This window comes from Sorangium sp. So ce204, from assembly GCF_051526795.1.
Lineage (GTDB): Bacteria > Myxococcota_A > Polyangia > Polyangiales > Polyangiaceae > Sorangium > Sorangium cellulosum_B.
In genome coordinates, this window is the sequence record NZ_CP150317.1 from 10,566,407 (window position 1) to 10,579,540 (window position 13,134).

Sequence of the window (13,134 nt, forward strand, 5' to 3'; positions counted from 1 at the left end):
CCGCGAGCAGGCGCGAACGTCCGGACGTCCGAACGCCCGCCGACGCGGGCCGCTCGCGCGGCCCGCGCCATCCGCTCTGCTAGAGTCGCGAGCGATGTCGCTGATCCTCACCGTGCTCGGGCTGTTCGCCGCGCTCTACCTGCTGTCGGGGCTGCGGCAGATCAACCAGTGGGAGGCCGCGCTGCGCTTCACGCTCGGCAAGCTGACCGGCCGCGTATCCCCCGGGGTGACGCTGTTCCTCCCGGGGATCCAGGAGCTGCGGCGCATCGACACGCGGATGAAGAACCGCGATCTCCTCCAGCAGATGGTGATCACCCGCGACAACGTGACCACGATGGTCGACGCGGTCGTCTATTACCGCGTCGTCGATCCGGAGAAGGCCACGCTGGCCGTCGAGAACTACGAGACGGCGATGAAGGACCGCGCGAAGGTCGTGCTGCGCGACGTGGTGGGCGAGACGCGGCTCGACGAGCTGCTCGCGCACCGCGAGGAGGTCGCCGCCAAGGTGCGCGCGCAGGTCGAGGCGGTGGCGGCCGCGTGGGGCCTGCACGTGGAGATGATCGGCCTCCAGGACATCGCGCTGCCGCCCCAGATGCAGGAGGTGCTCGCGAAGGGCGCGATCGCCGAGCGCGATAGGCGTTACGTGGTCATCAAGAGCGAGGCCGACGTGGAGAGCGCGAAGAACTTCGCGGAGGCGGCGGGCATCCTCGCGCGCTCGCCCGGGGCGATGGAGCTGCGCCGCTTCGAGGCGCTGGCGAACCTGAGCCAGGGCAACACCAAGGTGATCTTCGACCTCGCGAAGCCGTACGACGACGTGCGGCACGCGGCGGTCGCGATGGCCGAGGCGGCGGCCACCGAGGCGAAGCCCGTGCGCGTCCAGCAGGGGCAACGCCCGGTCGACGCGGAGGCGCAGCGCGAGGCCGAGGCGGCCCTCGAGGAGGAGGCGGCGCTCGAGGAGCAGCGGACGGCGCGGCGCGGGCGCATGGGCGGGGCGTGATCCCGGCGCTGACCGCGCTCAAGGCCGCGGTCGCGGCGCTGCTCGAGGCGCGCGGCGAGCGCGGGCTCTCCGCCCTCGTCGCCGGCGGGGAGCTCGCGCTCGCCGCCCCTCCCCAGCGGTGGACGCTGGGGTCGCGCGAGGTGAGCGCGTCGCGCCTCTCGCTGGCCGTCGACGCGCCCGAGTTCGCGGCGCTCACCGCGGATCCGAGCCGCCTCGCGGCGGTGAAGGAGGCGTTCGCGAGCGCGGTCCGCACGCCGGAGACGGAGCTCGCCGATCTGTCGCTGGTGCTGCGCCTGCCCGGCGTCGGGCGCGGGTGGAGCCACATCTACCGGGAGGCCGCCCTCCCGGCGGCGCAGGAGCGACCGGCTCCGGACGCGGTGCTCGGCGGCGCGGCGGCCCTGCTCGAGGCGTTGGGCGACGCGCGGGGCGCGGCGATGCTCCGCCGCGCGCGGCTCGAGGCGGCGCAGGTCGCGAGCGGGGGCGCCGCGCTGGTGCGCTGCGTGGTGCGGCTCGATCCAGCGGATCGCGCGGCGCTCGACCGCGACGGCGAGCGCGCGGAGCGGCTGCGGCGGGCGGTGCGCGACGCGGGGACGCGCGCCTCCGAGGCGATCGCGTCCGTGGAGCTCGCCACGGCGCTCTACCCGCTCGGGGGAGCGGCGGCGCCGGAGGCCCAGCTCGCGCGGGCGCTCGCGGCGCGCGGCGCGGTGGCGGTGACCATCCGCCGCGGTGACGGGCCGGAGGGCGAAGGCGTGGAGCTCGCGGTCGTGGCGTCCGGCGAGCTCATGCGCGTCCGGATCACGGCGGCCCCGGAGCGCGAGCACGGCGGCTGGAGAGCCGAGGGGATCCGCGCGATCACCGTCACGGCCGGGGACCTCGCGACGCCAGAGCGGACGGAGGAGCTCGCCGCGCTGCTCTGCGGCGGCGGCGAGCTCCCGTGACGCGCCGCGGTCAGCCCCGCGCCAGCAGGCCGGGCGTCGCGGCGCCGGCGCCGGGCGTCGCAGCGCCGTTGCGCGGGGGGTTCTCCGGGCGGCTCATGCTCCGGATCGCATGCTGGAGCGCCGCGCGGAGGTTGCGCTGCGTGTTGAGCTGCGAGAGGTCGAGCCCGAGCGCGACCATCGTCTGCGCGACGTTCGGCTTGATGCCCGCCACGATCCCGTCGGCCCCGAGCAGCCGGATCGCCGTGACGAGCTCGATCAGGTGGCTCGCGACCTTCGTGTCGACCACCTCGACGCCCGTCAGGTCGAGGATCGCGAAGCGCGCCTGCTTCTCCACGATCTTCGAGAGCAGGCTGTCCATCACGTCGGCGGTGCGCATGCTGTCGACCGTCCCCACCATCGGCAGCGTGAGCACGCCGTCCCAGACCTCGATGATCGGCGTGGAGAGATCGCGAATGACCTTCTGCTGCGCCTCGATCTGCTGCAGCTGAGCGCGCAGCTCCTCCTCCGTGCGCTTGGACTCCGAGATGTCGAGCGCCAGCCCCATCACGCCGCACACGGGCCCTCCGCGCTCGTCCTGGAGCGGGGTGATCCAGTTGTCCCAGTAGACGCCGAACGCGTCGGTGCGGAAGCCGCGCACCTCCCCGTCGAACCATTGGCGCAGATCCGCGGCGGAGAGGGTGATGCCAGTCGTTTCTGGCTTGTCCGCATAGATGTCGAACCAGCTGGCCCCGACGAGCTGCCCGGGCTTGAGCCCGGCGCCCCCGAGCCCCTTGCCGTCGTGATAGAAACAGACTCCATCCCTGTCGATCGCCCAGAGCACCACGTTGTCCACGTGCTCGGCGATGCTGTCCAGGATGCGCGCCTTGTTGCGGAGGGTCGCCAGCTCCTTGTCATCGAGCTCGGAGGTCGGCTGGAGCGACCCGAAGACAGCGCTGCGATCGGGCGATCGCCTCGCTTTGCACGACAGCGGCCGGTACGCCCCGCGCGCGTCGCGGAGGCGGACGCGGAACGAGACGGGCTCGTCCGTCTGCTCGAGCTTCGCCCACGCCGCAAGGAGCGCTGCGCGATCGTCCGGGTGAGCGAGCTCTGCGAGCGTCGTCCCCCCCTCGCTCGCGGGACCGATGACCTCCCGCAAGGCATCGTTTTCGTGGAGCAGTCCGCCGGCCGCCGAGGCGACGAAGAGCAGCTCAGGACAGCTGGCGAAGAACTCCGCAAACAGCGCGCTCGAAGTAACGCTCATGACACAAGCCTCCCTCTGCGGCATCCGGAAGGACACGAGGGTATCGCACGCGAAGCCCTCGCGGAAAGGGCCCCATTGCGTTGCGGCCGATTCCAGCTCTGGTGTTTGCCCTGCTGCGGCGGCGAGCTCCCGTAACGCGCCGCGGTCAGCCCGGCGTCGGCAGGCCGGGCGTCACGGCGCCGGCCGTCGCGGCGCCGTTGCGCGGGGGGCTCTCCGGGCGGGTCATGCTCCGGATCGCATGCTGGAGCGCCGCGCGGAGGTTACGTTGTGTGTTGAGCTGCGAGAGGTCGAGCCCGAGCGCGACCATCGTCTGCGCGACGTTCGGCTTGATGCCCGCCACGATCCCGTCGGCCCCGAGCAGCCGGATCGCCGTGACGAGCTCGATCAGGTGGCTCGCGACCTTCGTGTCGACCACCTCGACGCCCGTCAGGTCGAGGATCGCGAAGCGCGCCTGCTTCTCCACGACCTTCGAGAGCAGGCTGTCCATCACGTCGGCCGTGCGCATGCTATCGACCGTCCCCACCATCGGCAGCGTGAGCACGCCGTCCCAGACCTCGATGATCGGCGTGGAGAGATCGCGAATGACCTTCTGCTGCGCCTCGATCTGCTGAAGCTGGGCGCGCAGCTCCTTCTCCCTGCTCCTGGACTCCGAGATGTCGAACGACAGCCCCAGCAAGCCGCCGCCGGGCTCACCGTCCTCCCCACGGAGCGGGGTGATCCAGTTGTCCCAGTAGACGCCAAGCATGTCGCTGCGAAAGCGGCGCACCTTCCCGTCGAACCATTCGCGCACGCTGTCGACGGGCGCGTCGTCGACGGCCGCGTCTGCCTGGTTCCCATACAGCTCGAACCAGTTGACCCCGACGAGCTGCCCGCGCTTGAATCCGGCGGTCCCGAGCGCCTTGCCATCGTGATAAAAACAGGTCCCTTCGCTGTCGAGCGCCCAGAACGCCATGTTGTCCACGTGCTCGACCATGCTGTCCAGGATGCGCGCCTTGTTGCGGAGGGTCGTCAGCTCCTTGTCATCGATCTCGGATGTCGGCCGGAGCGACCCGAAGACCGCGCTGCGATCGGGCGAACGCTTCGCGTTGCACGACAGCGACCGGTACGCCCCGCGCGCGTCGCGGACACGGAGGCGAAGAGAGATGGGCTCGCCGGTCTGCTCGAGCTTCGCCCACGCGTCCAGGAGCGCCGCGCGATCCTCGGGGTGAGCGAGCTCTGTAAGGGTCGTCCCCCCCTCGCTCAGGGGGCCAAGGATCTCCCGCAAGGCTTCATTCTCGTGGAGCAGTCCGCCTGCGGCCGAGGCGACGAAGAGCAGCTCAGGACAGCTGGAGAAAAATTCAGCAAATAACCCATTCGAAGCAACGCTCATCACGCAGGCCCTCTCCCCTGGATATCAGAATGGCAGGAAGGTATCCCACGCGATGCCCTCGAGGGAACGTCTCTCGCGGCGGTGCCATTTCCAGCGCGGGTGCGTGCAAGCAGGCGCTCGCGGCGGCGAGCCACGCCCAACGGGCGTATCTTCATGGCGTACGGAGGAGAGCGTCTCCGGCTCAGGCCCTCGACGACGCCCGGTACGAGTCGGACACGACCTTCTTTGCGAAGTCGATGATCGGCTCCCTGGGGACGTTCTGGATCGCGTACTTGACCGCGTAGCCGCCGGCGAGGACGGTGAGCTGGCGCAGGATCTTCGAGCTGGCGAGCACGCCAATCGCAAACGCCGCTCCGCCGATCGCGATCGGGACGATGTACGGGACGTCCTTGACCTTGGTCTGGATGTCCTTGGCGAACTTCAGCAGCATGTCGAGGCTCACCGCGCCCTCGCCGCCCTGCGTCTGCGGCGCGCCAGCCTCGTGCGAGCCGGACTCCTGCGAGCCGGCCTCGTAAATCCCGTTCTTGTACCCGCCCGAAGTGTACTGGTCGTTACCGATACTCATAGCGCTCTACCTCGTCCTGAGATGATCAGCCACGGAAGTGGCGATATCTCCCGGCGCCATGCGAAGCACATACCAGCCGCGAGCGCCGGACGGCCGACGCGCAGCCATGCGTACGCCCGCGCGGCTCGCGCGGCAGCGGGCGAGCCGCTTGCTCCAGCGGCGAGCGCGCTCGCAGGCGAGGGCGCCCGCCTGCGATGAGGCAACTTGGCCTGGCGTGGCAAATGATCCCACCTCGATCAGCTCACACGATATCGGCTCGCATCGGAGGAGAGGCTGGCCGTGCAAACCTCGAATGCGGCGGGCTGCCCCCACGCTCATGCAGGCGACGCTCGTGCTCGATCAGCACCGCTGACGAGCGCTCGGCGCGAGCTTGGAGCACCGGTTGCACGCTGCGGCTCCGACCGACGCACGCGCGACGAAGCTCGCTCCCGGCACACGCCTTGCGTGAGCTGCCTCACCCATGTCGCTCATGACGGTGCTGTTCGGCCGGCGGCTGGCCTCGGATGAAGAGGAGAAGGAACAGATCGGCCCGCTCTCCGGGATCCCGGTCCTGGGCCTCGACGCGCTCGCTTCCGCGTCGTACGGCCCCGAGGCCGCGCTCACCGTGCTCCTCCCCCTCGGCGCGCTCGGCGTCCACTACATCGTGCCGCTCAGCGCCTTGGTCATCGGGCTGCTCGCGATCGTCTACGTACCGTACCGCCAGACGAGCGCCGCGTACCCGAACGGCGGCGGCTCGTACATCGTCGCGAAGGAGAACCTCGGCACGCGCGCCGGCCTCGTCGCGGCGGCGGCGCTCCTCATCGACTAGGTGCTCAACGTGGCGGTCGCCATCTCCGCGGGGGTGGGCGCGCTGGTCTCCGCGGTGCCCTCGCTCCTGCCCCACACCCTGGGCCTCTGCATCGCCGTCCTCGTCGTGCTCACCGCGGCCAACCTGCGCGGGCTCCGCACCGCAGGCCTCGTGTTCCTGGTGCCGACATACGCGTTCCTCGGCTGTCTCTTCGCGGTGATCGGGATCGGGATCGGGAAGACGATCCTCCACGGAGGGCACCCGCCGCCCGTGGTCGCGCCGCCCTCGCTGCCGGTCGCGCTCGGGACCGCGAGCCTGGCGCTCCTCTGCCACTCTTTCGCGAGCGGGTGCACCGCGATGACGGGCGTGGAAGCGGTGAGCAACGGCGTCCCTGCCTTTCGCAAGCCGAGCAGCGAGCAGGCGCGCCGGACGCTGTCCTACATCGTCGCCTCGCTCGGCATCCTGCTCGCCGGGATCGCGATCCTCGCGCGGGCATACGGCATCACCGCCACCGAGCCCGGCAAGAGCGGCTATCAGAGCATCGTCTCGCAGATCGTGGGCGCGGTCGTGGGGCGCGGCCCGTTCTACTACGTGACCCTGGCCGCCGTGGTGGCGGTGCTCATGCTCTCGGCCAACACCAGCTTCGCCGACTTCCCGCGCCTCTGTCAGCTCCTCGCGCTCGATCGCTTCCTGCCCGAGCCCTTCATCCACCGCGGCAGGCGCCTCGCCTTCTCCTACGGCATCGGCGTCCTCGCCGGGCTCTCGGCCCTCCTGCTCGTCGTCTTCCAGGGCATCACCGACGCCCTCATTCCGCTCTTCGCGGTGGGCGCGTTCCTCGCCTTCACGATGTCGCAGGCGGGGATGACCGCGCACTGGCGCAGGGTCGGCGGCGAGCGCTCCCGGCTCCACCTCACCGTCAACGCGACCGGCGCCACGGCCACGGCCGCCACGCTCGTCATCATCATCCTCTCGAAGTTCACCGAGGGGGCGTGGATCTCGACCCTGCTCGTGCTCGGGGCCATTCTCATCTTCTGCCATGTGCGACGCCACTACAAGCACATCGACGAGGTGGTTCGCGCCCGCGCGCCGCTCGACCTCACCCCGCCTCCGCCGCCGATCGTGGTGGTCCCGATCAGGCGCTGGGATCTCGTGGCGCAGAAGGGGCTCCGCTTCGCGCTCCGCCTCTCGCCCGAGGTCTACGCGCTCCAGGTGCTCCTCGACGATCCTCGCGTCGAGGACCTGAGCGGCGAATGGCACGATCTGGTGGAGGAGCCCGCGAAGGAAAAGGGGGTACCGGCGCCGCGGCTCTCGGTGGTGCGGTCCCGCTACCGGCGGCTCTTCAGGCCGCTGCTCCGCTTCGTCACGACCCTCGCGCGCGCCCACCCGGACCGGCAGGTGGCGGTCGTCGTGCCAGAGGTGGTCGAGTCACGCTGGTACCATTACCTGCTCCACAACCACACGGCATCGGTCCTCAAATGGCTCCTTCTCTTCCGGGGCGGGAAGGGCATCGTGATCGTCAACACGCCTTTTTATGTGCCCGATGCACCGGAGGCCGCCTGATCGTCGTGCGCGGCCGCGCCAGCCCGAGGCCGCCCGGACGACGCGGCAGCGCCGCGTCCCGGAAGCGCGCCGCGGGTGGGCGTGGAGCGTGGGGCCAGGCGCGGCGGAGCCGGGCCCGGGGCCTCACCACCAGGAGCGCTGGCGGGCGAGCGACACGATCGCGGCCGAGAGCTTGCGCGGGTCGTGGCGAATCAGCTTGCCGCCGAACAGCAGGTCGGCAGGGACGAGGAGGTCGGAGGCGAGCGGTTTGTCCGGCGAGGTCACGACCGGCTCAGAGCCGGCGGAGGCGTACTCCTCGAGGCCTTCGGAGGGCCAGACGTCGTTGACGAGCACCGCGTCGAGCCGGGCCTCGCCGAGGTACATGGCGATGGTCCCCACGAAGTCCTCGACCGTGTAGCCGGGGGTCTCGTTGGGCTTCGTCATCAGGTTGCACACGAACATCGCGCGGGCGCGGCTCGCCGCGATGGCCTCGCGCACACCCTTGACCAGGAGGTTCGGCACGAGGCTCGTGTAAAGATCTCCCGGCCCGAGGATGATGAGATCGGCCTCCGCGATCGCGTCGAGCGCCGCTGGATACGCCTGGGCCTCGGGATCCAGGTAGACCGAGAGCACCGGCGCATCGAGCATGTCGGAGAGGTTGTCAATCGACGCTTCGCCGCGGATGGTCCGGTCGTTCTCGAGGTGCATCACGAGATCGACGTGATCCATCGTGACCGGGAGGACGCGGTTCTTGACGGAGAAGATCTCGTGCAGGCGCTCGACGGTGAGGGGGAGCGAGCCGGTGATCTCCTGCACCGCGGTGAATATCAGGTTGCGCAGGGTGTGCCCGCCGAGGCTCCCCGAGCGGAAGCGGTGGCCGAGCAGCTCCTTCAGCGCTTCCGGGTGCTCGGACAGGGCGACGAGGCAACGCGTGAAGTCGCCTGGCGGCAGGAGGCCGTACTCGTCCCGGAGCCTCCCGGAGCTCCCGCCCGAGTCCATCATGGTCACGATCGCGGTGATGCGGACGCTCAGGTCACGCAGGCCGGTGAGGAGCGCGTAATGGCCCGTCCCCCCTCCCACGGTCACGATCTTCGGCGTCGCCATGGGGGAGCAGGCTACCATGCGGACGAGCGGGGCCGATACCGACCGTCAGGCCGCCGAGATCTCGACGCGCGGCCGCGGCGCGCATTTCGCGAGGCGGCGCGACGCGACGGCGTGGTACGTGGGCGCGATCTCGGCGCTGTAGCAGCGCCTCCCTGCGGTGAAGGCCGCCACCGCGACGGAGCAGAGCCCCCCGAATGGCTCCCAGACGACATCGCCAGGATCGGACGATGCGCGGATGATGCGATCGAGCAGCTTGAGGGGCTTCTGGTTGCCGTGGATCGACCGGGTGTCCTCCTTGAAGCGTTCGGGGCCGCGGACGGCCGGCTCGTGCCAGACGTTGGTCACGCCGACCTCGCAATGGAACTTGGCTCTCAGGGTAGCCCATTCCTCGCCCGTCAACGGCCGCTTGCCATCGACCGAGAAGTAGGGTCGCCCCTCGGGGCGGCCGTGCGCGTTCGCGAAGGCGGCGATCTGCTCGAACGCCGAGGCCGGGGGGTAATACCAGAGGTGGCAGCGGGTGAAGTACTTCCTCGTGGCCGCGTTCTTCACGCCGCACGCCTCGTTCGTCTGGCGCAGGGGGAGGCCCGAGCGCTCCCATTCATGCCGCAGCCAGGTCTTGAGGGGCAGCCGCACGCCGGCGCTCTCCAGGAGGACCTTGCGCACGTACTGCACGCACACCTCGCTCACCACGGGGAACTTGCGCAGGGTCCGGGTGTTCGCGTTGCCCGCGATGTGGGCGATCCCCTTGTCCCAGACGTGGCAGGTCCGGTACTCCCAGCCGTGCTGCTCGAGCAGCGGGTGCACCGTCGCCCAGCCGATCTCCGTCCCCCAGAACCAGAGGGTGGCGGACGGCAAGGCGCGCTCCGACCAGACGGCGACGTGGGGCGCGTACCAGGCGGCGAGCCCGTCGTGCGTCGGGGGATCGCCGGGAAAACCGGAGACGCCATAAGCACCGTCGGAGACAATCACGGTGGGTCTCGGCCAGGAGGCGTAGTGCTCCAGCGCGTCGCCGAGCGTCAGGGTGGGGTGGAGGTTGGTCGATGCGCGCTTCACGGGGGACACGCGGCCATCCAATCGAACTGCGCGGATCTGTCAACAAAACGGCGGAGCTCGTCCCCCGCGAGCCGCCTGGGCCCGCGCGCCACGCGGCGCGGGCGGGGCGCGCTTCGCCAGCGCGCCGGGCGCTCGCCGAGCGCGAGCCCCGAGCGCCCGGGATCGGCCCATCCGTACGACATCGCCGCCCTCCAGTCGACGTCGGGCGCAACGTCGGTCGGCGTCGGCCGCGTCGGGCGCAACGTCGGTCGCGTCGGGCGCAACGTCGGTCGCCTCGGTCCGGGAGCAACGTCGGTCGCCTCGGTCGGTCGGCGTCGGGCGCAACGTCGGTCGCGACGGCCGCGGTCGCGACGGCCGCGCCCTCCCCGTACCGGCCGTGATCCCGGCGCCACCGCAGCGCCGCCCCCGCGGTGGGCATCGACGCGCGGATCTACGAAGACGTGCACGGACGTCGCCCCGAGGAGACAGCCTGTGGAAATGAGGGGAACACTATCCGCGCAGGATCACGCACGGCCCGCGTGCCGCCTTCGTGCCGGTGATTGAAGAGCTCGCTCGTCCAGCGTATGTTCGGTGGCTTGGTGCGCAACTTCGCTTTGCCGGCGCTCCGCGGCGATGCCCGCGATGAGGCCGACACCGGTGTGACCAGCCTACGCGGGGCCATCGATTCCACACGGGAGGAAATCATGAATGCATTGAAGCGCATGAGCTCGAGAGCCGCTGTTCGCGCGCTCCCGGCCGCCATTCTGGCCGGGGTGAGCCTGCTCGCGCCGCGCCCGGCAGAGGGCCAGACGGCCGGAGAGCCGGGCCATTTCTACTGGGCCGACACGCTCGTGACCCACATCGCACCGGCAAACAACGAATATGGAAACGGAACCACCTATGTTTATTGGGCCGGCGTCGGAGGAGCCACGGATTACCGGAGCCGCAGCCTGTGCGCGTCGTTCGTCACGAACGTCCTCAAGCAGGCCTATCAGCTGTCCGTCTACGACATCAACACATGGTTCGGCAGCACGAGCCCGAACGCCGCGCTTTACCACGACAGGATCATCGAGGAGGTCGGCTTCGAGCAGATCGTGACGGCGAGCGAGATCGAGGCCGGCGATATCGTCGCGATCGAGTATCCGGCGGGGAGCACGGCGAGCGGGCACGTCGCCATCGCGGCAGGCCCTGCGGTGCCACGCGTGGCGACCTATCCGTTCGTCACGGGTACAATCCAGTACTCGCTCCTCGTCCTCGACTCGAGCACCACGGGCCACGGGACAACCGACACCCGGCGCAACGCGGACGGCTCCTGGCACGCGGGTGTTGGCAGGGGCGTCATGCGCCTCTATGCCAACAGCAACGGGACGATCGTGGGACACGCCTGGAGCACGCAATCGGGATCGACCTACTATGGGACGCAGGTGCGCGATATCGTCGTCGGCCGGATCACCGAGCCGTATATCGAGCTCCCCCTACCACTGTAGCGACGCGCACGGACCGCCCGCGCCCCCGCGACCACCAGGCCGGCTCACGCAATCCCGGCGCCCTTGACGTGTAGTTCCACACGAAAACCAGGTGCGCGTTCATGCACGCGAACGGAGGGCGCCTGCCGCTCATTCGCCCTCGTTCAGCAGCCCAGGTGCCGCGTCGGTATCCCGATCGTCCATTTTACGACACGAGCGGTTCATCGTTCACGGCCACGCCATGGAATACGCGCATCCACCACGTTTGTGCCGGAAACACCACGCTGCGCAGCCCTGCACGCCATCGTTGAAGCGCCTCGCGGTACGCTGCGCGAAATGCCCGGACAGCGGCGACCGCGGTCCTTCGTGCGTCTGCATGTCCTCTCCCCACCGCAAACGTCGGATTGAGGCCGCGAGGCGCCTCGAAGCTCGTCGCGCGAGCGTCGGGCGACACCGTGCATGCGCGCTCGGGGCCGAGGAAACCGCGGTCAGCTCGATGCATCGCGGCGTGCGCCTCGGCTTCCTTCCGCTCCAGCTCCGCCGCCACCTCGCGCCGGAAGGCGTCAGCGTCATCATCCGCCACAGCTGGCGGAAGCGAGATCGCAATGGCGGCGTCCTCGGGCCATACAGGATTGTTCGGAGCAAAGTAGACGTCAGGACGCCTCGCCCGCAGCTCACCGCGGCCGATTTCGTTGACGAGCACCTTCGCTCCCGGCCATTCCTTCGCACGTCGCACCAACCCCGCCTCGACCGGGTTCGCCAGTGAATATGAAATCTTTTCCACCACGGCCGCCCGCGTCAAGAGGCGAACGACGCTGGTTGCTTCGTGGCCCCACACCGGCCCCTCCCAGGTTCGGAGCACCTTGGTCCCCAGCGCCACGAGGCGATGAAACAGCTGCAGGAACCGCGGAAGCACCCCTTCGACGTCAGTGACGACGATGTGCAGGTGCGTGGACATAGCACACAATGCATGCAGGCGAATGCCGTAGCGCCTGGCCGAAACCGCGAGTGCATAGATGATCAGCTGAGTAATCGCGGCATCCGGTCGGAAGAGGAGGTGTCGCCGCAACGCGCGTCGTGTGAGGAGATAGGTGGCACCTGCAACGATAGCGCGAGGCTGGCTCATCGCCGCTGATTATGCCAAATGCGTGCCGCGGCCTACAGCCAATGATTTCGCATACTTGAATCTTCGAGATCCTGGCGGTTGCTGTTTTCCGCCGGCGCCCGCCATGGCCTATGCCCGGGACCGCATCATAGACAACACGTATCGGGTCTCACCACCAAGGCAACGTCGGTCAGACCGACCCGACCGGCCGGGCCGGCAGACCGGCAACGTCGGTCAGGTCGACAGTCCACGGCAACGTCGGTCAGACCGGCAGTCAGCTCGGCACGGGCCCAACAGCGGCCTCCGTTTCCGGTGGCACGGGCCCAACAGCGGCCTCCGTTTCCGGTTGACATCTGGCACGGCGCATGGATCAACCACATTGCGCGCGTTCATGGTTGTCGACCTCGTGCGATGCTCTCGCCCGCCATGCTGCTGGAGAACTCCCATGCACCGACCCCTCCTCGCCCAAGGCCTCGTGCTGTCGCTCTCGCCGTTCGGGTGCTCTACTAGCCCGGAAATTCCTGAAGCGTACGGCATGGCGGTCATGACCGTGAACGGGGAGAGCTTGGTGCTTGACACGGGGGATAGCGGCAAGCTGCCTGTCGCCGGATTCGACGACAGCTGGGACGTTGACTGCTCCCGCCTCAATGGCGAAACCAATCTGGAGCTGGTGGATCACTCGAAGGACAGGAGGGGCTTCTACTACCTCAATCTCCATCTGCTCGGCAGCAAGCGCAAGGGCGGCGACGCTGCTGTCGTGAACATGCGAATGTACGTCGACGATGCGCTTTTCTATGGCTCTTGCCATGCGACGCTCCGGACATCGTCCGAGGACTCGCACGAATGCAAGTTCTCTTTCGCTGACTGTCGCCTGAACTTGCTCGGCGCTGCCCAGGACGTTGTCCCAGCGCGCCTCGAGTTCGCGTCATTCCACTTGAAATGGTGCTTCGTCCCGTGACGGGGCGGAGCGCGATATGTCCAAGGACAGCTCC

Annotated in this window: 12 protein-coding genes; 6 read left to right on the forward strand and 6 right to left on the reverse strand. The window is 69.3% G+C overall.

The window, feature by feature from the left end:
* Positions 1-94 precede the first annotated feature (94 nt).
* Together WMF22_RS39685 and WMF22_RS39690 are read left to right on the forward strand one after the other, a co-directional pair.
* Positions 95-997, forward strand: a complete 903-nt coding sequence (locus WMF22_RS39685; protein WP_437295142.1) for a slipin family protein — start codon at positions 95-97, stop codon at positions 995-997.
* A complete protein-coding gene (locus tag WMF22_RS39690) occupies positions 994-1,935 on the forward strand; it encodes a hypothetical protein (RefSeq protein WP_437295143.1) in 942 nt (313 codons plus the stop codon). Before WMF22_RS39685 ends, WMF22_RS39690 begins: the two co-directional genes overlap by 4 nt.
* A 10-nt stretch (positions 1,936-1,945) precedes the next feature.
* Here WMF22_RS39690 and WMF22_RS39695 read toward each other — a convergent pair whose 3' ends face one another.
* From WMF22_RS39695 to WMF22_RS39705, 3 genes are all read right to left on the reverse strand, one after another.
* On the reverse strand, positions 1,946-3,175 hold the full coding sequence (locus WMF22_RS39695) for an STAS domain-containing protein (RefSeq protein WP_437295144.1): 1,230 nt from the start codon (positions 3,173-3,175) through the stop codon (positions 1,946-1,948).
* A 145-nt stretch (positions 3,176-3,320) separates the two neighbouring features.
* Positions 3,321-4,439, reverse strand: a complete 1,119-nt coding sequence (locus WMF22_RS39700; protein ID WP_438033099.1) for an STAS domain-containing protein — start codon at positions 4,437-4,439, stop codon at positions 3,321-3,323.
* Positions 4,440-4,725: 286 nt separating this feature from the next.
* On the reverse strand, positions 4,726-5,109 hold the full coding sequence (locus WMF22_RS39705) for a hypothetical protein (protein ID WP_437295146.1): 384 nt from the start codon (positions 5,107-5,109) through the stop codon (positions 4,726-4,728).
* Positions 5,110-5,569: 460 nt separating this feature from the next.
* Between WMF22_RS39705 and WMF22_RS39710 the strand changes: the two genes are divergently transcribed.
* The gene (locus WMF22_RS39710) at positions 5,570-5,917 is read left to right on the forward strand and encodes a hypothetical protein (protein WP_438033100.1); all 348 of its coding nucleotides are present in this window, start codon (positions 5,570-5,572) and stop codon (positions 5,915-5,917) included.
* A gap of 9 nt (positions 5,918-5,926) precedes the next feature.
* Positions 5,927-7,456, forward strand: coding sequence for an APC family permease (locus WMF22_RS39715; RefSeq protein ID WP_438033101.1), 1,530 nt, complete (start codon positions 5,927-5,929; stop codon positions 7,454-7,456).
* A 123-nt stretch (positions 7,457-7,579) separates the two neighbouring features.
* On the opposite strand, the gene WMF22_RS39720 is transcribed toward WMF22_RS39715, so the two are convergent.
* Entirely contained in the window at positions 7,580-8,539 is a 960-nt protein-coding gene (locus WMF22_RS39720) for a gluconeogenesis factor YvcK family protein (RefSeq protein WP_437295149.1), read from the reverse strand.
* A 45-nt stretch (positions 8,540-8,584) separates the two neighbouring features.
* Positions 8,585-9,343: a DNA methyltransferase gene (locus tag WMF22_RS39725; protein ID WP_437301664.1), complete on the reverse strand. Its 759-nt coding sequence runs from the start codon at positions 9,341-9,343 to the stop codon at positions 8,585-8,587.
* A 950-nt stretch (positions 9,344-10,293) separates the two neighbouring features.
* Between WMF22_RS39725 and WMF22_RS39730 the strand changes: the two genes are divergently transcribed.
* Positions 10,294-11,058: a hypothetical protein gene (locus WMF22_RS39730; protein WP_438033102.1), complete on the forward strand. Its 765-nt coding sequence runs from the start codon at positions 10,294-10,296 to the stop codon at positions 11,056-11,058.
* A 184-nt stretch (positions 11,059-11,242) separates the two neighbouring features.
* Here WMF22_RS39730 and WMF22_RS39735 read toward each other — a convergent pair whose 3' ends face one another.
* Positions 11,243-12,163, reverse strand: coding sequence for a transposase (locus WMF22_RS39735; protein ID WP_437295151.1), 921 nt, complete (start codon positions 12,161-12,163; stop codon positions 11,243-11,245).
* A 424-nt stretch (positions 12,164-12,587) separates the two neighbouring features.
* Between WMF22_RS39735 and WMF22_RS39740 the strand changes: the two genes are divergently transcribed.
* A complete protein-coding gene (locus WMF22_RS39740; protein ID WP_437295152.1) occupies positions 12,588-13,100 on the forward strand; it encodes a hypothetical protein in 513 nt (170 codons plus the stop codon).
* Positions 13,101-13,134 lie beyond the last annotated feature (34 nt).